The sequence below is a fragment of the Acetobacteraceae bacterium genome (assembly GCA_004843345.1).
GTDB lineage: Bacteria > Pseudomonadota > Alphaproteobacteria > Acetobacterales > Acetobacteraceae.
The window spans coordinates 1,151,723-1,174,854 of record CP039460.1; the positions used below are offsets into that span (position 1 = coordinate 1,151,723).

The window sequence follows — 23,132 nt, forward strand, 5'->3', positions numbered from 1 at the left end:
TAGGCAGGAGTTTATTCTATGGGAATGAATGTCGGATCTGAGGAAGAAGATGGCGCGGTGATGTCAAACATCAATACGACACCATTGGTTGATATCATGTTGGTGCTATTGATTGTCTTTCTCATTACGATTCCTGTCTCGACACGCAATATTCAGGTGGATTTGCCGGTTGCGATTAATGAGCAAACGGTGACGGCGCAGGATAATATCGTTTTGTCTGTGGATAAAAAGGGTAACCCTTATATCGCAACGACGATGGTGCGCAGCCAAGAAGAGCTTGTCGACAAACTCGTAAAGTTTGCGAAACAGAAAAAACAGCCTCAGGTGCAGATTCGAGCGGATGAAAAAGCAAAATATCTAGAAGTTGGCAAGCTCATTTCAGCTTGCCAAGAGGCGGGTATTTCTCATGTTGATTTCATCACGCAAGAACCTCACAAAGGGTAAGGAGCGCTAGGAAATGAGTCTGCCCATCAAGGGAAAAGTCAAAATAGGCAGCCATCAGGAAAATGATGAGGGGATCGTTGATATTAACACAACGCCGCTTATTGATGTGATGCTGGTGTTGCTGATTATGTTGATTATTACAGTTCCGTTGCAAACGCAGTCTGTTGCGATTGACTTGCCACAAGGTGATCCGCCACCGAATGAGGAGTTTAAAACGGTTACGATTGGGATTAACTATGAAAATGCCTTGAGCTGGGATGGTACGCCTGTTGCTAGTCTCTCTGAATTAGATAGTAAAATTCGTGATTTTGTAGCAGATCATGACCCTAAAAAGCAGGTAAATGTCGATCCTAACCGGCTTGCAAGCTATAAAACCGTTGCCAGTGTGCTGGCCGATTGCCAACGTTTGGGAATCAAGCGTTTAGGCATTAGTGGTCTCGATAAATCTGTGGAGAAACAGTAGCTATGAAGTTGTCCTCTTCTTTCTTTTTAAACTCCTTTTGCTCTTTAGGACGTTTTTTGTGCGTCGTGAGTATTTTGGGTGTCGGTGGATTTCCATTGATTTATCCTTTAGGGGCGCAGGCGGAGGACAATGTTAGTGAGGAGCAGCCACAGCTGACGCCAGAAGTTGGTAAAGTTTTGGAATATGCGCAGAAGGCCTTAGAGGCTAAAGATGGCACGCAGGCATTGCAATATGTCATGCAGGCCTCGCAAACACCGCATACGAATGCTTTTGATAATTATATGATTCAGCGAATGCGAGCAGCAGCCTGCACTGAGAAAGAAGATTTAGGTTGCGCAATGAGTGCTTATGATTCTCTCTTAGGAAATTCGCAAACACAGCCAGAGGAAAGAAAGTTGATGCTGGCGGCTGTGGCAACGTTGGCATATCGGAGCAATGAGTATCAGAAATGTGAAAATACGGCCCTAGAATATCTCCATACGGTTGGTTATGAAGCAACGGTTGCTTCTCTATCTGTCCAATGTCCGTATGTTGCAGAGCATTGGGAAGACACGATTAAGGCAGGGGAGACACTTTCTGCGGTTGCCGAAAAGACGCAGAATAAAATTCCAGAAGCAGCGCTTCAAATGGTGGCCATTGCTTATGGAAAATTGGATAAACCACAGGAAGAGCGTCAAACTTATTTAAAACTTGCAGGGCTTTATCCTAATCCCCATTATTGGGATTTTTTGCTGCATGAGTTTATGGCTGATCAGAAATTGCCACAACGTTTACGCTTTAGTTTAATGCGTTTACGCCTTGAGGCAGGATCAGAAATGACACCGCAGGAATTTCAGGATATGGCGGAGCTTGCGGTACAGATGGATGTCCCCTCCTTGGCCTTAAAACTTTTACAGATAGGGTCTGATAAAAAGATTTTAGGCGTAGGGGATTCTCAAGAGCTTGAGAAGCAGAAACGTTTTAAAAGTTTTGTTGAGTTACAAGTTTATAAAGCCCATCGCGGAATCAATGAGGCAATTGTTCAAGCCCGCAAGGCCTCCTCCGCTGGAGCAATGTTAAGTACAGGATATGAGTTAGCCTTGGAAGGTCACCAAGATGCTGGTCTTACCTTGATGCGGGAAGGCATGCGGAATCATCCAAATTATCCAGATATTGCAGAACTCGAATATGCGATGGCTGAATATGATTCAGGCAAGAAAGATTCAGCGATTGAGGATCTTGGAAAAATTTCTGGGAATGGTCCTGCTCATGGTCTAGGGCTTTTATGGCAGAAACAGCTTCAAAGTCAGTCTGGAAAGTAAAACCATTTTCCTTTATAGTGCCATCTTTTAAGCATTTTCTTTCAAAAAAATGTATTATTGTGAGTTGAGCCTTTGTTAAAACGCTTTTCCTTTTTCCAGATTCTTATTCTTTTTTGTCTTTTTGCGATGCCACTTGGCGATGGGTATTTTATTCCTTCGGCGTTTGCGCAGGAAGAAGCTTTAGAGACAGCGGAACCTGTGAGCGCTGGGAAAGCTTCTGTTGATAAAGTGCCTTTAAGCTCCACTGAAGCAAAAGATTTAATCGCAGTTCTTAATGATCCAGCGCAACGCGAACAGTTGATTGGAACGCTGAAATCTCTCCAAAAGATCGAGCATTCGAAGAATGCAACTGGCGCTCATTCTGTTTTAGAAAGTGGGCTTGAGGTTGGAAAGGACATTTGGAATAAAACCAGAGAAGCTTTCGGCGCTTTCATCCAGAGTATTGCGAATTTTAAGGCATTATGGCCATGGCTGTTGCAAGTTTGGAGCAGCCATGCGCTCCAGAGTGAAATTTTTAGGATTTGTATTCGTGTTGCCTTAGTCGGTGTCGGTGGATGGGGGCTTTCTCTTGTTTTTGCCTATCTTTTTCGGGGTTTGCGAGCGAAGATCAACGCAAAAGCAAAAGACCGTGTTAAGGATACAGAAGCAGGACAGGAAAAGCTTGAGCTTGTTAAAAAAGATATAGATGACTCTCTCGAAAAGCTTGAGCTTCGAGAGGATGCTGTAAAGGCAAAGAAAAAAGAGATAGAAGCTGCCATTGAGGAAGAGAAAGAGCTTCAGGAGCGCTTTGCGCAAGCGGAAGAAACCCATGCGCCTGAAACGTTGGCACATGCAGAAAATCTTGCTGCAAAACAGGCTTTAGAAGAAGTTGAGAGTCAGGCTGTTGTTGCGCAGACCGTTGCGCTTTCTGATTCTGGTGCTGTAAAGGCCTCTACGGTTTCACCTCTTACACCGAAAGAAACAGAGACTCATCCAGATCCCAAGCTTTCTAAAAATCAAAAAGCTCTACTTGATATTGCAGATAAAATTCAACAGCTGGAACTCGAACATAAAGAAGCAGAGCAGGAGCTTCAGAAGAAGAAGCAGAAAGTTTCTAAAAAACAGCAAAATTATAATGAGATCCGTTTAAAGACCCAGAAAGAAACTTTAGCAAACCGTTCACATTTAGTTGCCTATGCTTTGGCAGGTTTTGCCTTAGACCTTTTTGGTATCGCAATGTTCCCATTTTTGGCCTTGCTGATACAGTTGCTTGATCCGTCTTCAGATGCGAGAACAATGGCAGCTGTTTGGAGTGTTACTTGGTTTGCAAATGTCGTGCAGACACTCTGGGTTGCGGTGTTGCGTGCTTTATTTAACCCCGTTGATTCATGGCTTCGTCTCGCAGCGATTTCAGACCGTGCCGCTAATTTTCTGTTTAAGTGGCTTCGCCGTATTTCAGGGTTTGTTGCTTGGGGATTGACAATTATTATTATCCTTCAGGCATGTACTCTGCCTGGAAGTGTTTCCGCTGCGATCGGAAAGTTAGTTGGGCTGACAGCCAATCTGATGTTGGCATGGATGATTTTTGGTGCAAGACCGTATGTTTCACGTTCCTGCACGATGATAGCGAATAGAACCCCTAAATTGGCAACAATTGCAGGTTTGACACGTCAATTATGGTGGATTTGCGCATTGTTCTTTGATTTTGCCTTGTGGTGGGTCTGGGCGATGAACATGCGTGATGGCTACCAGTTCATTATTCTTGTTTTTATAAAAACATGTATTGCCCTAGGGTTGTCCCGCTTGCTGTGGATCGTTGTCAAGAATTTACTTGAGCGTGGCCATAACTGGCTGAGAACGGAAGAAGTTCTCAGTGATGAAATGCAGGAACGTTTTCTGCGTTATTATCCTGCGCTTGAGAAAACATTGGCTGTCCTTGTGCTCATTGTGATGCTCCTTACCGTTGCGATTGCATGGGGTGTTCCTGCGCATCATCTTTTTTCAGAGAATTCTTTTGGCGCTCATTTGCTTTCTTCTTGCGGCGCGATTTTATTGGCACTTTTTGTGGGCGTATTTATTTGGGAAGCTGCAAATATTTTCTTTGAGCGTCATAGCAAAAAGCTGGAAGAGGGAAATCCTACTCAGAGACAGCGTGTCGCGCGCATTCGCACCTTACAGCCTTTATTTCGGATTATTTTGTTAATGATTTTGACCGCAACGGTTGGGATGACGATTTTGTCTGAATTAGGGGTGAATATTGCCCCACTCCTTGCGAGTGCTTCTATTTTCGGGGTTGCGATTGGTTTTGGTTCTCAGAAACTGGTTCATGACTTTATCAGTGGTGTTTTTCTCCTTTTGGAAAATGCGTTGACGGTTGGAGACATGGTGACGTTAAATAAAACCTATGGACGTGTCGAAAAGCTTTCCTTGAGAACAGTACATGTTCGTTCGAGTAACGGTTCTCTTAATATTTTTCCTTTTAGTTCATTGAATGAAATTACCAATTTCAGCCGTGGTTTTTGTCGGGTGATTATTGAAGCTGGTGTTGCTTATGGAACGAAAGTTACTGATGTTCGAGAGGTTTTCCTTGAAATTACAGAAACGCTCAAGAATGACGCAAATTTTGCCGATTTTATCATTGATGATTTGAATTTCTTGGGATTGGATCGTTTTGGAGACAGCAATATTGTTATTAAAGCAACGTTGCCAGTAACACCCGCTGGACGTTGGCCTGTGACCTATGAATTTAATCGGCAGATTGCAGAAGTCTTTGAAAAACGGGGTATTGAGATGCCTTTCCCAATGCGGACGCTGGATTTTCCATCGCTTGAATCCTTCCTGAAATCGGAAGAAAAGAAATACTATAATCCGAAAGAAGAGCAGGCAGAACCGGCTTAGGATTTAAAAAGCACTGGGAATTTATGTTAAAAAGACTAATGCCTGACCCTTTTTTGCTGATGATTATTTTTGCGGTCTCTATGGCGTGTTTGCTGCCATGTTCCCATCAGTTTCTTTTTTTCTTTGAAATTTTAACGTCAATCTTAGTCATGGGAATGTTCTTTCTTCAAGGGGCACGCTTAGACTGGGAGGTTTTAACAGAAAATTTTAAGGATTGGCGCTTACAGGGGTTAGTCTTGGCCTCTAGTTACATTATCTTCCCTCTGATGGGCGAGGCGCTTTACAAGATTTTCTTTACAATTTCTGCCAATGGGTTTGCTGGTAAATCGCTCTGGTTTGGGATTCTGTTTTTGTGTTGTTTGCCTTCAACAGTGCAGTCTTCTATTGCCTTGACCTCTATGGCAAGGGGAAATGTTGCTGCGGCTATTTGTGCTGCGAGTCTTTCTAATTTGGTCGGTATTGTCGTGACGCCCATTTTGGTTGGGATTTTTGTTTTGCCGAAATTAGGGCTTTCCGCAGGGGCACATGATCTCTTTGGAGATCAATTTACCCATGCGATTATCCGTTTTTCTTGGGAATTATTTTTACCTTTTGTCTGTGGTCAAATCGCAGGAAGATTTATTGGGGATATTTTACGCAGGCATAAGAAACTGCTTTCTTTCTGCGAGCGTGGTTCTATCGCTTTGATGGTTTATACTGCCTTTAGTATGGCCGTGCTGGGTAATGTTTGGCGTGTCATCAATGGCTATGATTTTATGGCTATGGTTGGAATTCTTGCGCTTATCCTTGTGATTATGCTGAGTTTGACACTTTTCTTGGCAGAAAAAATGAAGACAGGGGATTTCGGAAATGCGATTGCTATTCAATTTTGTGGTTCTAAAAAAGCCTTAACGTCAGGCATTCCGATGTCCAGTGCGCTTTTTGGAACGCAGGCGGGGGTTATGAGTATCCCTTTGCTTTTCTATCATCAGTTTCAAATTTTTCTGTGTGCGCTCTTAGCAAAAAGATATGCGCAGAGACCTAACATTTTGGAAGAATAGTTTTCTTTTCCTTTAGAAAATGCTGATAGGCTTTTTTCATTAAGGTGGAGAGGGCTGCCTCTTTTGGATTTCCCCATCCGCCTTTTGTAAGAGAAAGATTTTCAGAAGGGTTCGAGAGAAAATAAGGGGTTAGAAAAAGTGTAAAATGTGTAAAGACATGCTTTATATCGGGTGCTTTAAGCCAACTGGCTTGGAGAGGCGCTTGTGCAAAATTTTCTTTTTCTTCTTGTTTTTCCAGTTCCCAAGATGTCCCTGGCATTTCCATTGTGCTGCCTAAAAGACCTTTGGCAGGGCGTTTTTGCAACCAGATTTCGTCTTTTGAATTATACATTATAAAGACAGCGCCATATTTTGTCGGATTTTTTGCCTTTGGAGCACGTTTTGGAAGCTCTGCTGCAAGATTTTTTTTGAAAGCTTGACAGTGATCGCTCCAAGGACAGCTCAAGCAAGCTGGAGAGCGTGGAGTACAAATGAGCGATCCAAGATCGAAAAGCGCTTGCATAAAATCGCTTGGGCGGTTTTGAGCCGCTGGAGAATGGTTAAGCGTCTCTGCAAGTTTATGAAGCGCAGGACGTGCTAGTGGGAGTGCTTTGGTAAAGGCAAAAATTCTTGAAGCTACCCGTTCAACATTACCGTCTATTGCAACAAAAGGTTGATTAAAAGCAATTGAAGCGATGGCATTGGCCGTGTAAGGGCCGATGCCAGGAAGTTTTTTTAAGGTTTCTGGGGCCGAGGGAAAAGCGCCAAGTTCCATAATTTTATGGGCGCATTTGAGTAGATTGCGAGCTCTTGCATAATAGCCTAGCCCTGCCCATTCCTTCATAATTTCTTCTTCGGAGGCTTGAGAAAATTCTTTAATTGTAGGCCATTTTTGAAGAAATTTATGGTAATAATCGGTAACCGTTTTTACGCCTGTTTGCTGAAGCATGATTTCACTCAGCCAGATGTGGTAAGGATCTGATTGCGCTGATTTTTCGGCACGCCAAGGAAGGGTGCGGCCATTTTGGTCATACCATTCTAAAAGGAGATGCGCATCAGGCACGAGATGGGAAAGAGAAGCAGGCATAGCGTATAAGGTCAAAAAGATTAGATTTCATAAATGAGAGCGATTTAGGCTCTTTTTAGGATAAAATGGCAAAGCAGGTAAAAACAAAAAAGAATTTTAATTCTTTTCGTTCTTATGATGAGCGAGGGGAGGGTTTTAAATATATTGGTCCTCGGCGAAAAGAGAAATTATTGGATGTCGGTTTTGTTGCTTCTGAGATTAGTCGGGAAGCTTTAAAGAAGAAGTCGCCCCTTTTTATCCGCTTGGCGATGGAATGGGAAAATTTTGTGGGCGTGGCTTTAGCGCAAACAACTCAGCCTGCGAAATTGAATCAAACGACTTTAACGGTGAAATGCCAAGGTCCAGCGGCGATGGAGCTGCAATATATGATTCCGCAATTACTGAAACGTTTGAATGAAACCTGTGGTCTTTGTGGGGATCAGGCGTTGACACGGATTAAAATTCTTCAAGATACGCAACAATCGCCTTATCCGCCTTTAAAGCCAGCCTGTTCTTTACCCTCAAAAATTTTATCTGTTCGCCCAACGGTGAAAGAGAAATGTGAACTTGAATTAGATAAAATTGAAAGTGAAGCGCTAAAAGCTATTTTTCAAAAGTTGCTTTTAAAAAAATAAGAGGGACGCAGCCCTCTTATTGGATAAAGATTCAATGAGTCTCGGCTTATTCAGAGACAAATTCTGAAGCAGGATAGCCTTGCGCAAAGAGTAAAGTGCGCATGGTTGTGAAATTTATCTGCGTTGAAATAACGGCTTTTACTTTTGGATCTGCATACCATGCAACGCCGAGGCCTGCTGTGGAAAGCATGGCAATGTCATTATTCCCATCTCCAACAGCAAGAGCTGCGGAAGTTTGAACACCACGTTCTTTGCAGAGCTGGAGCAGAGATTCCGCTTTGTTCTCAGGTCCGAGGACAGGCTCAAAAAGAGAGCCCTTCAATTTACCAGTTTCCCATTCAAGGCGATTGGCAAAGGCATAGTCAAAACCAATTTCTTGTGCGACTCTATCTGTAAACCAATCGAAACCACCTGAAATTAATGCGGTGAGCGCGCCATTTTTTTTCATGGTACGAACAACCTCTTTGATATGGTCGGCACGTTTAAGACCATCTAAGATGGTTTGAAGTTCCTCTTCGGTTGTGTTGGCCATTAAGGGAATGCGGCGGCGCATCGTTTCTGCAAAAGTCGCATTTTTAGCACGGGCATCCGTAACAATTTCTTTGAGCTCTGCTGTTCTTCCCCGTAGGGCAATAATCGCATCTGGGGTTTCCCCTTCGAGAACCGTACTGTCCATGTCTGATGTGAAGACCGCTTTCCGCCGTCCACGCTTGCGTGTTAGAAGCGCATCAACTCGGAAGGGAGCGAGGGTTGCCCGAATGGTTTCTGGAGAAATGGCGTTTTCTGCTGGCAGACAGCAGGAAATATCAACAGCTTCCTTTTCTGAAAGGACGACAGGTGATTGTCCTTGAACAAGATGGCGTGCGGTGTCGATAGCTTCTTTGGAGAGGTTTCCCTCTTCACGGTTGGCAACAACCGTTAAAACGAAAGAGCGTGGAGCTGAAGGATCAGACATGATATTTCCCTTCAAGAAGTAAAAAGAGTAAAAGTAAATACCCATAAGTAAAACACAGAGTATCTACCCAGATTAGAGAAAAGACGTGAATAAAGAAAGGTAAATAGGGCTTGAGTGAGGTTGGAGAGAGAAAAAGATTTCCGCAGCAAAAAGCCCTGATTATTGCGGGGCCGACATGTTCGGGAAAATCCGCATTGGCAATGGCATTGGCCGATGAATTGAACGGCGTTGTCATCAATGCGGATGCGATGCAATGTTATTCGGATTTACAGGCCTTAACGGCACGCCCTTCTGCGGAGGATGAGGTCAAAGTTCCTCATGCGCTTTATGGTGTTTTGGATGGTGCAGAACGTGGTTCTGTTGGTTGGTGGCTTCCAGAGGCGATGCGGATTTTAGAAGAGTGCGTTCAAACGTCTCGTTTGCCGATTTTTTGCGGGGGTACAGGCATGTATTTAAATGCCTTGCGTCAAGGAATTGCCAACATTCCGCCTGTTCCAGAAAAAGATCGCCGCCGGGCAGAAGTTTTTTATGAAATCTATGGGGGGGAAGAAGCTCTTAAATTATTAAAGGCGGAAGACCCGATAACGGCTGAAAAATTAAATGCGCAGGATCAGCAGAGGATTTGCCGTGCTTGGGCTGTTTTGTTTGGCACTGGAAAGCCTCTTTCTCATTGGCTTTCTTTGCCTCATCAAGGGGGTGTTTCCTGCGATTTTAAATTTTTCCATTTTGCGCCTGAACGTGAGTTTTTGAGAAGCCGTTTAGAGAGGCGATTTGAGAAAATGCTTCAAGCAGGCGCTTTGGAAGAGGTGGAGGCATTTCTTAAAAAAGATGTCAGTCCAGATTTACCCCTTATGCGGGCACATGGCGTGCCAGAGTTGCGGCGCTGTTTGAAGGGGGAGCTTTCTTTAGGAGAAGCAGCTACTTTGGCCGTGTCTGCAATGCGTTCCTATGCCAAACGTCAGGATACTTGGTTTCGGCATCATCCTTTAGGGAAAGCAGGAGAGGGTATGGTTTTTTCAAATCCTATTGCGTCTGATCCGCAGGAGGATGAAATCTCCTTAGAGGAGGCCAAATCCTGGGCAATGGCTTTTTTAAAAGAGAAATTTTAGGGCAGTGCATGAAAATTTATGCGGAGAAAGACACTAAAATTGAAAGAATTTTGGGAAAAGAAATCGTTGTTTTTGGCTATGGCAGTCAAGGACGGGCTCAAGCCCTGAATGCACGGGATTCAGGGGCAAAAAAAATAAGAATTGCATTGCCAGATTCTTCCAACTCAAGGGAAAAAGCGCTTGCAGATGGATTTGAGGTTTTTTCGCCTTTAGATGGCGCTAAAAATGCTGAGATTGCCATTCTTTTAACACCAGACGAAACACATGGTGCGCTTTATCAAGAGATTTTAGAAAAATATCTGCCTTTTGCTGCTGTGATTGGTTTTGCACATGGATTTTGCCTGCATTTTGGACAGATTTCTTTAAGACCAGACCTTTCATCTTTTTTAGTTGCGCCCAAAGGGCCAGGCTATTTATTGCGGAAACTTTATCAGGAAAATGAGGGGTTGATGGCAAGGATTGCGGTCTGGCCTGAAGGGGAAAAGGAAAAAATTCAATCTGCTTTTGAGACGGCTTTGGATTGGGCTTCCTTGATTGGCTGTGCCCGTATTGGTTTGCTCGAAACGGATTTCGGACAGGAAACGGAAAGCAATTTGTTCGGAGAGCAGGCCATTTTATGCGGTGGTGCAGCAGCACTGGTGCGTACAGGGTTTGAGGTTATGGTTGAAAATGGAATCTCTGAAGAAATGGCCTATCTTGAATCAGCGCATTCGCTTAAGATTATCGCAGACCTTATTTATAAAGAGGGGCTTGAAGGCACAAATAAGCTCATTTCTAAGACAGCTTCTTATGGAGGGTATGTCGGTGAGGAAGCTTATCAGGCTTCGGAAATGAAGCAGGTGATGAGACGGCTGATGCAGGAGATTAAGTCAGGAAAATTTGCAGCGCAATTTCAAAGGGAGCAGGCTCATTCTTATCCTTTGATGCGTCAAAAAGAGGTTTTGGCTTCGCAGGAAAAATTAACGAAGATCGGCCAGAAAATAAGAAACTGGCTCTTTGGAAAAGGGATCAAGAAAGAGGAAAGGCCTTGAGATGATCGACTATTCAACCCAACAAACACCCTATGGACAGTTTCAGCCTGTAACGCAAAATGTTTCTCAAAAGGCAGAGCCTCCTAAAAGACGGCGAACTTTGGCTTCTTTAGAAAAAATGCGCAGGGCAGGGCAATGTTTGCCGATGATTACAGCCTATGATTATCCTTCTGCGATGATGGCAAATCAGGCAGATATTCCCATGATTTTAGTTGGGGATTCGGTGGGTATGGTCGTGCAGGGGAATGATACGACGATTCCCGTTACGGTAGATGAAATGGTCTATCATACGAAAATGGTGGTGCGTGGCTGTGGCCGTGCTTTTGTGATTGCAGATTTACCTTTCTTTTCTTATGCAACTCTTGAAGATGGGATTAAAAATGCCGTTCGCTTGATTCAGGAAGGGGGAGCACAGGCGATTAAAATCGAAGGAAGTCTTGAGATTTTAACGCTCGTGAATGCCTTAACGGTTCGAGGGATTCCCGTGATGGCGCATATTGGTTTACGTCCACAATCGCAGCTGCAAATGGGACTTAGGATTCAGGGAAAAGATATTGAAAGCACACAGCGGCTTTTAGAAGAGGCAATGGCTTTTGAAGAGGCAGGCGCATTCGGGCTTTTACTCGAATGTATTCCAACGGAAGTGGCGCAAATGATTACCCAGTCTGTTGATATTATGACCATCGGCATTGGCGCAGGTAAATATTGTTCTGGCCAAGTACAAGTTTGGCATGATCTTTTAGGATTATGTTCGGGTAAAATTCCACGTCATGCACGCCGTTTTGCAGATCTTGCGCCGATTATTGTTAAAGCCTTAAGTGATTATGCAGGTGAAGTAAAAAGCGGCTTTTTCCCAACGCCTGCACAAAGTGTTGCGGCAACGCCTGAACTGGTTTCAGCTCTAAAGCAAGATATGCTGGTCGATGAAGAGAACGTATAGGACGAGGAGACTCTTTAAGTTAAATGTCAAAAATTTTTATTACTGCAATCGTTTCTGTAAAACCGGATAAGTTTGAAGCCCTTGAGCCCAGCTTGAGGGAGTGTGCTGAGCGCTCTCTTGAGGAGGAAGCCTGCGAACGCTATGAAGTTTCAGCAGATATTTCTGAAGTTGGACGTTTTATCGTTAATGAAATTTGGCGGGATGAAGCAGGTTTTAAGGCACACACAGAGAAAGATTACTTTAAAAAATTAGGAGAGATTCTCAAGGTTCTTTCGGGAGAAATTGAAATTATTCAAACCTCTCCTTTTTTGACTAGGCGTTAAGAGAATACTCCCTTAGAGTAACGTCTCAAGCTGGTGCATTTTTTTCAAGTGAATGCATTTTAAATGGGGGTTGGGGCTTTCGGAAAAGGCATGGAAACATGGCAGATTATAGACTTGGAATTGACTTAGGCGGTACGAAAATTGAAATCGTTGCGCTTGATCGGGATAGTAATGAGACCTTTAGGCATCGTGCGCCAACCCCCCATGGAGACTATGAAAAAACAGTCCTTGCAGTGCGCGATATCGTTCTTGAGACAGAAGCAAAATTGGGATGTATCCCAGGAAGCCGTGTTGCAGCAGGGCAAGCGACTTCTACCTTAGGGATTGGCACACCGGGATCCATTGTTCCCCAGACAGGCCTGCTGGATCATTGCAATGCAGAATGGCTGAATGGGAGGCCTTTTGACAAAGATATCGAAGCAGCGCTTGATCGTCCGATCCGAATGGAAAATGACGCGAACTGCTTTACCCTTTCTGAAGCAGCCGATGGGGCTGGCGTTGGTAAAAATATTGTTTTTGGGGTGATTTTGGGAACAGGCATGGGGGGCGGTATTGTCGCCTATGGCCGTCTTTTGTCAGGTTTGCACCGTCTAACGGGGGAATGGGGACATCTGCCATTACCATGGTTAAAAGAAACAGACTTGCCACTGCGCCAGTGTTTCTGTGGACAAGAAGGGTGTCAGGAACGCTATCTTTGTGGTCAGGCTTTGGCAACAGATTGGCTTGGTGAAGGGCATGTTTCTGCTAAAGGGATTGCCGATGCGTTGGCTGCAGGCGATGAAAAAGCTTTACATGCGTTTGATCTGTATACGGATAGAATGGCAAGGGCTTGTGCTCGTATGATTGACTTTCTTGATCCGGATGTCATTGTTTTGGGTGGGGGCGTAACCAATCTGCCTAATCTTTGCAAAACTGTTTCTGGCAGATTATCTCAGCATATTACTGGCGGTTTCCCTTGCATGACACCGATTGTCATGAATAAACACGGTGACAGTTCCGGTGTTCGGGGCGCTGCTTGGCTCTGGGATGCTCAGGAATCTGGAGACTGGCCTCAATAAAGAGTTCTTTTCTTAGAGAAACATGGACGGCTATTGTAGCGATTTTATGGGTTTTGCCAAAAACCTGAAGATGGTTACAGTAGCCGATTTTTTAATTATCAGGTCGCAATTTCAGAAAGTACAAGAGACATGGCAACAGAGAACGAGATTCATCTTTCAGCACAGTCGGAAGACGTTACTTCTGGTGGTTTCTATACCAATGGTGTAGCCCAACCAGAGGGAAACTCTCTTGCCAATAGTGATTTAGGCGCTTCGGTTTCAGCAGCGGAACAAGCCTTGGGAGGTAATTTCTCGATTAAGAGTGCAGGCGCTAAAAATGGCGGAGGCACGGTAATTGTGAATAGTGCTGCGGCCTCTGGCGGATCCGTTGCACAAGGTTTGCACATTGTGAATCCAAACTCTTGGAACGTTGGTAACAACGCTAAAATTGGCGTCATTCCTTCAGGGTCGGCATTGCTTGTTCAGCGTGGTGGTACGGCACAGAGCACAGATTTGGACGTTGGCGGCACGATGACCGTGCAAAGTGGTGGTTTATCCATTAATACAGTCATTCATAATCAGACAACAGGGGATTTAAATCCGCCAGATGCGACAACACGGCTAGGCGGTACAATGGTTGTAAATGCAGGTGCAACAGCTGTTTCGACATGGTTATTTCGTATGGGAACGGAAATTGTCAGCGGTGTAGAAAATAATCCATGGGTTGCGGGCGGTAAGGTGATTATTGCTTCTGGTGGTGTGGCATCGGGTGGAAGCTATGGTGAGAACCTCCCAGTGGGGCAGATTCCTAATCAGGTGAATACAGTTCTGTCGGGTGGCACGATGCTTAATCCGCAGCTTTATACGATAAAAAATGGTAACGTTGTTAACGGTACAGTGCAGTTAGATGACGGCGCCTCTCTTACGCTTGGCCCAAATGCTGGCGGAATGGTTTTGATTGGATCTGGTGCTGTTAATGGAGGTGTTGTGCTTGGCGGATTGGATACGCTCGGAAATGGCACGCAAGTTTATGACACGGTTCTCACAGGTTTCAGTCCTGGGAATGAAGCCCCAACCTATAATTCAGCAGCAGAATCATGGGAAGGTGGGGATTCCGATGGGGTGGTGCTTAAAGGGTTGAGCCGTTCAGATATTACGGCTGTTTATAATGAGGGTTCTAATCTTTCCAAAGTTCCTGATAGCCTCAAATCCTATTTAACAGGTGACAATGCGGGAAATTATGCGCTGATTCAAACGAAAAGCGGCGGTTGGCTCGTTATGCATATCCCGGGAATCGGTGCAAATGGGGCGATTGGACTTACGCCAGATGGAAGCATTGCTTTTGAATATTGCTATCTTGAAGGGACACGGATTTTAACACCCGAAGGTTATCGTTTGATTGAAACCTTGAAGCCTCAAGACCATGTGATGGTGGCTGAGGGGGATGGCACACAAAAAGGGCGTTCTCTCCCCTTAAAATGGGTTGGGAAGAAAAGAGTTTGGATTGAGCCAGAGGCCGATTCTCTTAACTTACCAGATGAGGAAAGTTATTCGGTCAAAATTTCCAAAGGCGCTTTTTCTGAAAATGTACCTGAGCGGGATTTGTGGGTCACGCCAGAGCATTGCTTTTTGTTTAACGGTAAATTTATTCCTATTCGTATGTTGGTGAATGGCAAAACCATTGCTTATGACTATGACCGTCTCCATTACACCTATTTTCATTTGGAAACAGAGTCTCATTCGATTCTGATTGCTGAAGGGGCATTAGGCGAAAGCTATTTGGATACGGGAAACCGTGCGGGCTTTGTTGCTGTTTTAGAACCTCATCGGGAAGGAAATGCGGTTGTTTTCTGTATGCCTCCCCGTACTTCTTTGCCAAGTCTGGAAAGAAGTTGGGACGATGCGGCGGCACCTTTGGATGTTTCTTGCGATTTTGCAGAACCGCTTTGGCATAGGCTGGCGAAACATGCAGGGCAGGATCATTTTGAAGGGCGGGCCATTAGCAAAGACCCTCAGATAAAATTGGTTTGGGAAGAAAATGGCCAACAGAAATCTGTTTCTTTTGCTTCAAAAGAAGAGGTCGAAGGGGGTATGTCTTATCTGTTTGATGTGTCAAAGCTTGCTGGGATAAGCCAATTTTCTATTGCTTCCCGTACGTCAAGGCCTTGCGATATTGTCGGTCCTTTCTTAGATGACCGCCGTCATTTAGGCATTTTGGTACAAAAGATTTATCTTTTGGGAAAAGAGGGAGAGAGATGCGAAGTCAAAGGTTGGTCTGACTCACCCGAGGCAGAGGGCTGGAACAATGTTGAGAATGGCATTTTGCGCTGGACAGCTGGAAAAGCGCTTGTTGAACTCCCTCAGGAAATGATGGAAAAGGCAGAAAAATGTGTGATTGAAGTGATTGCAGGCGGACCTTATTTGGCTCTTTCTGAAACGCCAGAAAGGCAAGCTGCCTAAGCTCTTTTTATTGTGTTTTTATTTCTAGAGAAACCCCCCACTGAAAAGTGGGGGTTTCGTTTGGGTTTAATGTTAGTTTGTGTAGGTTATTCAATGTAAAATTGAAGGAATTTTGCATCTGAAATGCTTGGATTTTTGAGGAGTTTTTGCAAAATTTTCTCTTTCACAGGCCCATCAACAGACAGAAGAGCAATGGCCTGCCCATCTTCTTTTTTCCGGCCAAGCTGAAAGCTTCCAATATTGATTTTGGCCTCTCCAAGCGTTGCGCCAACAGACCCAATAATGCCAGGCACATCCTGATTGGCAAGGTAAACCATATAAGGATTGATTTCGGCATCCATATTGATGCCCTGAATTTGGATAAAGCGAGGTTTTAGATCGGAGAAAACGGTTCCTGCCGCAGATAAAATACCCTTTTCTGTTTTGATTCTGAGTTGAATGAAGGCATCATAAACGCCACTTTTATCCCGTGTCACTTCAGAAAGGATAATCCCTTTTTCTTTGACAATGGTTGGGGCAGAAACCATGTTCACATCAGTGGTATGGGCACGTAGAAAACCTGCTAACAAAGCACTTGTCAGCGCTTTGGTATTCATTTGTGCAAAAGCGCCATCATAGAGAATTTCAATTTCTTTCGCCGCATCGACCTGCATTTGCCCAAGAAAAGACCCTAAGACATCCGCTAAACGGATAACAGGTTTTAGGCGAGGCGCTTCATCTGCTGTAATGGCTGGCATATTAAGGGCATTTGTGACAGCCCCCCGGATTAGATAATCCGAAATCTGTTCTGCTACTTGGAGGGCGACATTCTCCTGCGCTTCATTTGTCGATGCGCCGAGATGCGGTGTGCAGACAACATTTGGCAGTCCAAAAAGGGGGCTTTCGGTGGCAGGTTCTGTTTCAAACACATCAAAGGCCGCACCCGCAACATGCCCTTCTTTGAGCGCTTTTGCTAAGGCTTTTTCATCAACCAGACCGCCTCTTGCGCAGTTAATCAAGCGAACGCCTTTTTTGGTTTTTGCAAGATTTTCAGCACTCAGAATGTTTTTTGTTTTTTCTGTTTTAGGCACGTGCAGGGTGATGAAATCAGATTGCGCTAAAAGATCATCTAAGGTGACTTTTGTCACGCCAATGTCTTTCGCACGTTCTTCCGACAGGAAGGGATCGTAGGCCAAAACATGCATTTTTAAGCCTAAGGCACGTGAGCAAACAATCGAACCAATATTCCCAGCGCCAATAACGCCTAAGGTTTTTCCTGTGATTTCCACGCCCATAAAGCGGGATTTTTCCCATTTACCAGCATGGGTGGAGGTGTTTGCCTCTGGTAGCTGGCGAGCAACAGCAAACATCAGTGCAATGGCATGTTCTGCTGTGGTGATGGCGTTACCAAAAGGGGTGTTCATCACGATAATGCCCCGCTTGGAAGCGGCAGGAATATCAACATTATCAACACCGATACCCGCACGTCCAATGACTTTGAGGCGTGTGGCATTTTCTAGCAGTTTAGCGGTGACTTTCGTTGCCGAGCGGATAGCTAACCCATCATAGTCGCCGATAATTTCGGCAAGTTTTTCTTTGTCTTTGCCAAGGTTTGGTTGGAAATCAACCTCAACGCCACGGTCACGAAAAATTTGAATAGCAGTTTCCGAAAGTTTGTCGGAAACAAGAACACGAGGTGCCATAAAAGGAAGCCTTTCATGTAATAAAGAGATGAAGGAATGAGTTAGGATTGCTTAGACTGAAAGGGTCGCTTTTTGCGTTTGATATGCCCAAAGAAGCCAAGGCATCAGAGCTTTTAAATCTTCGGTTTCAATTGTTGCCCCTGCCCAAATCCGCAGACCTGCTGGCGCATCCCGATAGGCCGCAATATCAAAGGCCACTTTTTCTTTGTCTAAGAGAGAGGCAATAGATTTTGCAAAGTTAGCTTGCTCTTTGGCTTCAAGTGAAGTGATTTGAGGATCAACAATTTTTAAGCAAACAGAGGTATTGGAGCGTGTTTCTGGGACAACAGCAAGATTTTCAATCCAGTCATGTTTTGCTACAAAATCATGAATGACTTGCGCATTTGCTGTGGCACGTTCAATAAGCGCTTCTAATCCTCCGATTTTTTGAGCCCATTTCAGAGCATCAAGATAATCTTCGACACAGAGCATGGAAGGCGTGTTAATGGTCGCACCTTCAAAGAGGCCTTCGATGAGTTTTCCGCCCTTTGTCATACGGAAAATTTTTGGCAGAGGCCATGCGGGTATGTAGCTTTCCAAACGCTCCACTGCACGGGGGGAGAGAATAAGCATACCGTGAGCGCCTTCTCCTCCAAGGACTTTTTGCCAAGAAAAGGTCGTAACATCAAGTTTTGTGAAATCGAGATCAACCGCAAAAGCAGCAGAAGTCGCATCGCAAATCGTGAGGCCTTCACGGTCCGCTGGAATAAAATCTGCATTTGGGAGGCGAACGCCAGAAGTTGTGCCATTCCATGTGAAGACGACATCACGGGCAAAGTCAATTTGGCTGACATCGGGAAGATGGCCATAATCAGCTTCGAAACGGCGAACATCTTGGAGTTTGAGTTGTTTTACAACATCTGTAACCCAGCCAGAGCCAAAGCTTTCCCAAGCGAGAATATCAACACCACGAGCGCCAAGGAGAGACCAAAGCGACATTTCAACCGCCCCTGTATCAGAGGCAGGCACAATCGCAACACGGTAGTCTTGAGGAATTTTTAGAATTTCTTTTGTAAGATCAATGGCTTCTTTGAGTTTGGCTTTGCCAATCTTGGAGCGGTGGGAGCGGCCAAAGGGCGTGTCCTGAAGCGCATTAAGAGACCAGTCTGGGCGCTTAGCGCATGGGCCAGACGAGTAGCAGGGATTACCCGGACGCAGGTCGGGCTTCGTCACAGTATTTATCATTTTTTATCCTTACAGATATGCGCTCTACGTTAGGGTAGAGTGTCCTGCCACCTATAAGGATGTATTTTTTTCAATCGGTCAAGTTTCTTTTTTAACTTTTTTCTTTTGAAAAATTTTAATGACGGATGAGCAGGTAATTTACCTGAACATCAATATCAAAATGATCGCCCTTCATATCTTCGGGAACATCTGGCAGTTTTTGATCTTTGAAAATGCTGACAGTCGCTATATCCAGCGTGCCATAGCCAGAAGAGCCTTTGATAAAGACCTGCTGGACATTGCCTTTGCGGTCAAGGCGGACATGTACAGAACTTGCCCCTTCCATTTCCTGACGTACGGCATCATCTGGATAGAAAATATGGTTGCGAATCCAAGCATCCAGCTCAGCCCCATAATCGGAACTGACGCCCTTAATGGTTGTGCTGCTGGTATAAGGCGCATTTATTTTGCCGTTCATGCTGAGAGGGCCCATCACGCCCATATCAATAGCGCCTTTATTCCCGCCTTTCTGCCCTTTTTTATGGCGCATATCAGATGGATCGCCATCAAAACTGACATCGGTCAAATTGGCAAAAGGATTATTTGCACTTTTGGAATTACTCAGTTTTGAGGTGTTTGCGTTGGCTTTTGCCTCGGTTTTGGTTGGGCTTGGTTTTTTCGCCTCTGGCATTTGTTTTTGTTTTGGATTGGGCGCAGCAATCTCGCCTGTTTCTGCTAGCTCATCTGGGGGAACAGGGGGGGCAATGGGGGTTTCTGCTGGCGTTGGTGTGGGTTCTGGCGCTGCTGTTGGAGGAGGCGGTGTGCCGCCGCCACCTTGTTCTCTCACCTGCTCCCCTTTAACAGCGTTAATGGAAGGCGGTGCAAAAATCATTTCCATTTGGGGCGCATCGGACTGCTGGTCGCCCCCGACAGGATTATGGTTAAAACTCACAAAGAGCATTAGAAAAAGACTGACATGCGTCAGGAGAGAGGCAGTTCCTGCGCCGAGCAAACTTGAATCTGCCCAGATATTACGGGGGAGCAAACGGGAACGGTTGGCGGCAGGAAAGGCGTAGGGGGAGTCTCTTAGAGCAGGATTTTGAGGCCCATTTGAGAGTGCAACGAGCGTATTTGGGCGAAGCGGCGCATGAATGGTTGGCGAGAATTGAATGCGGCGCTGAGAGGTTGGGATAGTCCCTTCTTCTTTATGGGGGGAGAGATGTTGGTTTTCAGCGGAAAGCAGGGAGTGAGAAGGCCCTCTGGCTTGAATTTCGCCCGTTTCATTTGGACGCAAAGCACCATTCCGCGCTGACAGGTGGAGCTTTGCATTTGGCTCTGCCTGTTCCATCGTTTGAAAGATGGTGGGGCGGTTATTTGAAGCTTTATCCAAAAAAGCTTTGGTTATGAGGGCGTTAAAGCGTGATATGGGAAAACATAGGGGTTAAATCAAAACAAGTAAGCTCAAGAAGAAAAACTAGCAGAAAAACAGCTTTAAAAAAATAATCGGATGCAGATAAAATCAAAATATCTTGCAAAGGAGAGAATTTTGTCCGTTAATTTAGAAAATTCTTGGGAAAAAGCTGAATTTTTCCTGAAAAAAGACCCTGTTTTGAAAGCATGGTTTCAGAAAGTGCCCTTTCCGACATTCCTACCAGAAAATTTTTTGCAAAAAGAGTCAAAACGTCCCGAGAATTTAGAAATTTATTTTGAGCTGCTTCGTACAATTATCGCTCAGCAGCTTTCAACGAAATCAGCCCAGAGTATTTTAGAGAAATTCAAGCTTGAGAATGGTGGGGATTTACCAATGCCTGAACGGCTTTTGGAGATGCCAGAAGAAAGATTGAAAAAATGTGGTTTGAGTTCTCAAAAGATCTCTTGTCTCAGAACGGTTTCAGAAAAATCTTTGCAAAATTATTTTCCAACAATGGCCGAAGCGCTTGCTATGGAAGCCCCTCTTTCGCAGAAATTATTGACGGATCTTCGGGGAATCGGGCCATGGAGTGCGGATATGGTGATGCTTTTTGCGTTGGGGCATCCAGATATTTTCGCAGGCGGAGATTATGGTGTTCGGGAAGGGTACCGTTTGATTTATGGAGAGGAAAAACAGTTCTCTCCTAAGATTTTGGCTGAGAAAACGGCTATTTTTTCGCCCTATCGTTCGGCCTTGACTTATTATTGCTGGGAGGTGAAATCCTTTGTTGAAAAAGGGCAGAAGATTTCTGAAGATAAGAGATAAATTTGACGTAATCCAGATAGAGGTCCATAAGTAAGAGTCTCTTTCTTAACCAAGGAAGAGGGTGAGGGCGTTTGTCTAAAAGCCCAATTTAACCAATTTTACGTTATCAAAAAGAAAGTGCTACATGCCTAAAGAAGATCTGATTGAATTCAGTGGAACAGTTCAAGAGTTATTGCCAAATGCAATGTTCCGAGTTTTGTTGGACAATGAACATACCATTCTCGCCCATACAAGTGGGAAGATGAGAAAGAACCGTATCCGTGTTCTTGCAGGGGATCGGGTGAATGTTGAAATGACCCCTTATGACCTGACAAAAGGTCGGATTACATTCCGCTTTAAATAAGAATAAGTATGTCCAATTCTGTCGGGGATCCGTTGCTGGTTTCCCCCCGTTTTATTTTGGCATCAGCTTCGCCAAGACGGCGAGAGCTGCTGGCCTCCATCGACTTTCCGCCAGATGAAATCCGTCCAGCAGAGATAGCGGAAAATCCCCTTCCAAAAGAGCCTCCGAGGCAGTTTGTTTTACGCATGGCGCGAGAAAAAGCCTATGCGGTTGCGGCGCAAGTGGCAGAGCCAGCATTGATTTTAGCAGCAGATTCGATTGCGGCCGTTGGCTGCCGGATTTTGGGGAAACCCAAAGATGCAGACGAGGCCAGAAAATTTTTCAATTTGCTTTCAGGGCGTAAACACCGTGTTTATACGGCGATTTCCCTTGTTCCGAGTCAATCTTATCCTCAAGGCAGAGAAAGTTCCCGTTTGGTTGAAACAGCGGTGACTTTTGCCCGTCTGACGAAAGAGCAGATTGAGGCCTTAATTTCGGGAGAAGAGTGGAAAGATAAATCTGGCGGATATGCTCTCCACGGGCAGGCTGCGGCTTATATCCGTGCGGTTTCTGGGAGTCCTTCTGGGGTGATTGGTTTGCCGCTTTTTGAAACAGCACAACTGTTTCGGGGGCAGGCTGGCCTTCGGGGTAAGCAAAGAGAAAATGGCACTTATTGGCCAGTCTGAGAGGCAGGAGAGGTGAAGATGTCTTCTGGTTTTTCGGTTGAGCTTTGTTTGATTGAGGGGAAAATCGCTTCTGTCCTTTTGGACGATGAGAGAGAAATTCGATCTGCTGCTTTTTATGCGCCTCAAGCCTCTGCACAGCTGGGCGATCTTTACGTTGTTAAAATTTTAAAATCTGTTTCAGGCCTTTCAGGTGCTTTTGTTTCTTTGGGGGAAGTTGGAGAAGGTTTTTTACCTTACCGTAAGCATCTTTCCTTTCAGGAAGGAGACTTTTTAGCCGCTTCTGTTACCAGAGAGGCGCAACATGGCAAGGGTATTCGATTAAAGGCAGAGCCTGAGATTGAGATTCCGCAAACGCTACAATTAGAAAAAAAGCCTGTTCTAATTCGTAAAGCTAAAAGCCTTTTAGAGAATTGGGCTGATTTATATCCTGATATTCAATTTGTTTCTCCACAACCTGAAATTTTGTTGCTTTTACCTCAAGCGTTGCGGGAGCGGTTTCGGATTGATTATGAGGCATTTGATTCCTGCTTAAAAGAGGATTTTCTAGCCTTAGGGGAAAGGCATTTTTCCTTAACGCTGAAGATTGATGCTTCTATTACCGTGACAGAGGCTTTGACAGCGATTGATTTAGATGCGCCAAATGGGGCTGGATTTGAAGAAAACCGTCAGGCGATTCACAAGCTGTTTGATGAAATTGAATTGCGTCAATTAGGAGGCGTTATTTTGATTGATCCTGCTGGATTGCCTGTTAAAAAACGCTTTGCTTTAACCAAATTTATCCAAGAGGATGCCAAGCAAAAGGCAAAATGGAAAAATTTAGAGGTGAGAGGGGCTACCCCTTCGGGCATGATCGAATTAAGTGTAAAACGTGGACGGCGCTCTTTGTTTGAGACGCTCCAAGAACTCTCTTTAACCAACTGAAACGGGATTAAAATGGCCTGTCCAATTTGTGGAAAACCAACAGAACATGCTGCACGCCCTTTTTGCTCCCTTCGCTGCAAGCAAATAGATTTAGGGCGCTGGTTTAATGGAGATTACCGATTTGCTTCTGAGAGAGAAGAAGATTTCGCAGAAGCCGTGGAACGGACAGAACAGGAACTTTTGCGCCGTCAGATAGAAAAAGAAGATTAAAAACAAAAACGCTTAAAAAAGGACTTGCTTAATCGGAAACTCTAAGCTAAACCTTAGCCCCAGTGGAATGCTTCTTTTTGTGGAGACAAGGCACAAAAAGATTATGCCCGAGTAGCTCAGTCGGTAGAGCAAGCGACTGAAAATCGCTGTGTCGGTGGTTCGATTCCGCCCTCGGGCACCACTTTCTCTTAAAAAATTTAGATAATATTTAG

At 44.8% G+C, this 23,132-nt stretch carries 22 protein-coding genes and 1 tRNA gene; 18 read left to right on the forward strand and 5 right to left on the reverse strand.

Annotated features, from left to right (window positions below; all coding sequences use genetic code 11):
• Positions 1–18: 18 nt before the first annotated feature.
• From FAI40_05755 to FAI40_05775, 5 genes are all read left to right on the forward strand, one after another.
• Positions 19–444, forward strand: a complete 426-nt coding sequence (locus FAI40_05755) for a biopolymer transporter ExbD (protein QCE34894.1) — start codon at positions 19–21, stop codon at positions 442–444.
• Positions 445–457: 13 nt separating this feature from the next.
• On the forward strand, positions 458–907 hold the full coding sequence (locus FAI40_05760) for a biopolymer transporter ExbD (GenBank protein QCE34895.1): 450 nt from the start codon (positions 458–460) through the stop codon (positions 905–907).
• Positions 908–909: 2 nt separating this feature from the next.
• Positions 910–2,208: a hypothetical protein gene (locus FAI40_05765; protein QCE34896.1), complete on the forward strand. Its 1,299-nt coding sequence runs from the start codon at positions 910–912 to the stop codon at positions 2,206–2,208.
• A 72-nt stretch (positions 2,209–2,280) separates the two neighbouring features.
• Entirely contained in the window at positions 2,281–5,085 is a 2,805-nt protein-coding gene (locus tag FAI40_05770; GenBank protein QCE34897.1) for a mechanosensitive ion channel, read from the forward strand.
• A gap of 23 nt (positions 5,086–5,108) precedes the next feature.
• Positions 5,109–6,125 carry a bile acid:sodium symporter gene (locus FAI40_05775; GenBank protein QCE34898.1) on the forward strand — a complete coding sequence of 339 codons (1,017 nt, stop codon included), beginning with the start codon at positions 5,109–5,111 and terminating at the stop codon, positions 6,123–6,125.
• Here FAI40_05775 and mutY read toward each other — a convergent pair.
• A complete protein-coding gene (gene mutY / locus FAI40_05780; protein ID QCE35760.1) occupies positions 6,106–7,191 on the reverse strand; it encodes an A/G-specific adenine glycosylase in 1,086 nt (361 codons plus the stop codon). The two genes, FAI40_05775 and mutY, sit on opposite strands and share 20 nt — an antisense overlap.
• Before the next feature lie 65 nt (positions 7,192–7,256).
• On the opposite strand from mutY, the gene FAI40_05785 reads away from it, so the two are divergent.
• Entirely contained in the window at positions 7,257–7,805 is a 549-nt protein-coding gene (locus FAI40_05785) for a DUF721 domain-containing protein (protein ID QCE34899.1), read from the forward strand.
• A 46-nt stretch (positions 7,806–7,851) separates the two neighbouring features.
• Here FAI40_05785 and serB read toward each other — a convergent pair whose 3' ends face one another.
• Entirely contained in the window at positions 7,852–8,760 is a 909-nt protein-coding gene (gene serB / locus FAI40_05790; GenBank protein QCE34900.1) for a phosphoserine phosphatase SerB, read from the reverse strand.
• 110 nt (positions 8,761–8,870) lie between these two features.
• Here serB and miaA point away from each other — a divergent pair, with 110 nt between their 5' ends.
• The 6 genes from miaA to FAI40_05820 all read left to right on the forward strand — a co-directional run bounded on the left by miaA (position 8,871) and on the right by FAI40_05820 (position 15,660).
• The gene (miaA, locus tag FAI40_05795; GenBank protein QCE34901.1) at positions 8,871–9,869 is read left to right on the forward strand and encodes a tRNA (adenosine(37)-N6)-dimethylallyltransferase MiaA; all 999 of its coding nucleotides are present in this window, start codon (positions 8,871–8,873) and stop codon (positions 9,867–9,869) included.
• 8 nt (positions 9,870–9,877) lie between these two features.
• Positions 9,878–10,900 carry a ketol-acid reductoisomerase gene (gene ilvC, locus FAI40_05800; protein QCE34902.1) on the forward strand — a complete coding sequence of 341 codons (1,023 nt, stop codon included), beginning with the start codon at positions 9,878–9,880 and terminating at the stop codon, positions 10,898–10,900.
• Between the two features lies 1 nt (position 10,901).
• Complete coding sequence (gene panB / locus FAI40_05805) at positions 10,902–11,840, forward strand: 3-methyl-2-oxobutanoate hydroxymethyltransferase (GenBank protein QCE34903.1); 939 nt, start codon at positions 10,902–10,904, stop codon at positions 11,838–11,840.
• Between the two features lie 23 nt (positions 11,841–11,863).
• Entirely contained in the window at positions 11,864–12,163 is a 300-nt protein-coding gene (locus tag FAI40_05810) for an antibiotic biosynthesis monooxygenase (GenBank protein QCE34904.1), read from the forward strand.
• Positions 12,164–12,261: 98 nt separating this feature from the next.
• Entirely contained in the window at positions 12,262–13,221 is a 960-nt protein-coding gene (locus FAI40_05815) for an ROK family protein (protein ID QCE34905.1), read from the forward strand.
• 129 nt (positions 13,222–13,350) lie between these two features.
• Entirely contained in the window at positions 13,351–15,660 is a 2,310-nt protein-coding gene (locus FAI40_05820) for a Hint domain-containing protein (GenBank protein QCE34906.1), read from the forward strand.
• Between the two features lie 86 nt (positions 15,661–15,746).
• Here FAI40_05820 and FAI40_05825 read toward each other — a convergent pair whose 3' ends face one another.
• From FAI40_05825 to FAI40_05835, 3 genes are all read right to left on the reverse strand, one after another.
• Complete coding sequence (locus tag FAI40_05825) at positions 15,747–17,342, reverse strand: phosphoglycerate dehydrogenase (protein QCE34907.1); 1,596 nt, start codon at positions 17,340–17,342, stop codon at positions 15,747–15,749.
• A gap of 51 nt (positions 17,343–17,393) precedes the next feature.
• Positions 17,394–18,566, reverse strand: a complete 1,173-nt coding sequence (locus tag FAI40_05830; protein ID QCE34908.1) for a phosphoserine transaminase — start codon at positions 18,564–18,566, stop codon at positions 17,394–17,396.
• Between the two features lie 115 nt (positions 18,567–18,681).
• Positions 18,682–19,935 (reverse strand): hypothetical protein, encoded by a 1,254-nt coding sequence (locus FAI40_05835; protein ID QCE34909.1) that lies wholly within the window; start codon positions 19,933–19,935, stop codon positions 18,682–18,684.
• Positions 19,936–20,052: 117 nt separating this feature from the next.
• Here FAI40_05835 and FAI40_05840 point away from each other — a divergent pair, with 117 nt between their 5' ends.
• From FAI40_05840 to FAI40_05865, 6 genes are all read left to right on the forward strand, one after another.
• Positions 20,053–20,781 carry a DNA-3-methyladenine glycosylase 2 family protein gene (locus tag FAI40_05840; GenBank protein QCE34910.1) on the forward strand — a complete coding sequence of 243 codons (729 nt, stop codon included), beginning with the start codon at positions 20,053–20,055 and terminating at the stop codon, positions 20,779–20,781.
• Between the two features lie 124 nt (positions 20,782–20,905).
• The gene (infA, locus tag FAI40_05845; GenBank protein QCE34911.1) at positions 20,906–21,124 is read left to right on the forward strand and encodes a translation initiation factor IF-1; all 219 of its coding nucleotides are present in this window, start codon (positions 20,906–20,908) and stop codon (positions 21,122–21,124) included.
• Between the two features lie 8 nt (positions 21,125–21,132).
• Positions 21,133–21,789: a septum formation protein Maf gene (gene maf / locus FAI40_05850; GenBank protein ID QCE34912.1), complete on the forward strand. Its 657-nt coding sequence runs from the start codon at positions 21,133–21,135 to the stop codon at positions 21,787–21,789.
• Between the two features lie 18 nt (positions 21,790–21,807).
• Positions 21,808–22,710 (forward strand): hypothetical protein, encoded by a 903-nt coding sequence (locus tag FAI40_05855; protein ID QCE34913.1) that lies wholly within the window; start codon positions 21,808–21,810, stop codon positions 22,708–22,710.
• Between the two features lie 12 nt (positions 22,711–22,722).
• Positions 22,723–22,920 carry a DNA gyrase inhibitor YacG gene (yacG, locus tag FAI40_05860; GenBank protein QCE34914.1) on the forward strand — a complete coding sequence of 66 codons (198 nt, stop codon included), beginning with the start codon at positions 22,723–22,725 and terminating at the stop codon, positions 22,918–22,920.
• Between the two features lie 105 nt (positions 22,921–23,025).
• Positions 23,026–23,101: transfer RNA gene (locus FAI40_05865), tRNA-Phe, on the forward strand.
• Positions 23,102–23,132 lie beyond the last annotated feature (31 nt).

What these genes read in the sequence shown, in the direction of transcription:
- FAI40_05755 (QCE34894.1), top strand. Translation starts at nt 19, where the DNA reads ATGGGAATGAATGTCGGATCTGAGGAAGAAGATGGCGCGGTGATGTCA.
- FAI40_05760 (QCE34895.1), top strand. Translation starts at nt 458, where the DNA reads ATGAGTCTGCCCATCAAGGGAAAAGTCAAAATAGGCAGCCATCAGGAA.
- FAI40_05765 (QCE34896.1), top strand. Translation starts at nt 910, where the DNA reads ATGAAGTTGTCCTCTTCTTTCTTTTTAAACTCCTTTTGCTCTTTAGGA.
- FAI40_05775 (QCE34898.1), top strand. Translation starts at nt 5,109, where the DNA reads ATGTTAAAAAGACTAATGCCTGACCCTTTTTTGCTGATGATTATTTTT.
- mutY (QCE35760.1), bottom strand. Translation starts at nt 7,191, where the DNA reads ATGCCTGCTTCTCTTTCCCATCTCGTGCCTGATGCGCATCTCCTTTTA.
- FAI40_05785 (QCE34899.1), top strand. Translation starts at nt 7,257, where the DNA reads ATGGCAAAGCAGGTAAAAACAAAAAAGAATTTTAATTCTTTTCGTTCT.
- serB (QCE34900.1), bottom strand. Translation starts at nt 8,760, where the DNA reads ATGTCTGATCCTTCAGCTCCACGCTCTTTCGTTTTAACGGTTGTTGCC.
- ilvC (QCE34902.1), top strand. Translation starts at nt 9,878, where the DNA reads ATGAAAATTTATGCGGAGAAAGACACTAAAATTGAAAGAATTTTGGGA.
- panB (QCE34903.1), top strand. Translation starts at nt 10,902, where the DNA reads ATGATCGACTATTCAACCCAACAAACACCCTATGGACAGTTTCAGCCT.
- FAI40_05810 (QCE34904.1), top strand. Translation starts at nt 11,864, where the DNA reads ATGTCAAAAATTTTTATTACTGCAATCGTTTCTGTAAAACCGGATAAG.
- FAI40_05815 (QCE34905.1), top strand. Translation starts at nt 12,262, where the DNA reads ATGGCAGATTATAGACTTGGAATTGACTTAGGCGGTACGAAAATTGAA.
- FAI40_05820 (QCE34906.1), top strand. Translation starts at nt 13,351, where the DNA reads ATGGCAACAGAGAACGAGATTCATCTTTCAGCACAGTCGGAAGACGTT.
- FAI40_05825 (QCE34907.1), bottom strand. Translation starts at nt 17,342, where the DNA reads ATGGCACCTCGTGTTCTTGTTTCCGACAAACTTTCGGAAACTGCTATT.
- FAI40_05830 (QCE34908.1), bottom strand. Translation starts at nt 18,566, where the DNA reads ATGATAAATACTGTGACGAAGCCCGACCTGCGTCCGGGTAATCCCTGC.
- FAI40_05840 (QCE34910.1), top strand. Translation starts at nt 20,053, where the DNA reads ATGCAGATAAAATCAAAATATCTTGCAAAGGAGAGAATTTTGTCCGTT.
- infA (QCE34911.1), top strand. Translation starts at nt 20,906, where the DNA reads ATGCCTAAAGAAGATCTGATTGAATTCAGTGGAACAGTTCAAGAGTTA.
- maf (QCE34912.1), top strand. Translation starts at nt 21,133, where the DNA reads ATGTCCAATTCTGTCGGGGATCCGTTGCTGGTTTCCCCCCGTTTTATT.
- FAI40_05855 (QCE34913.1), top strand. Translation starts at nt 21,808, where the DNA reads ATGTCTTCTGGTTTTTCGGTTGAGCTTTGTTTGATTGAGGGGAAAATC.
- yacG (QCE34914.1), top strand. Translation starts at nt 22,723, where the DNA reads ATGGCCTGTCCAATTTGTGGAAAACCAACAGAACATGCTGCACGCCCT.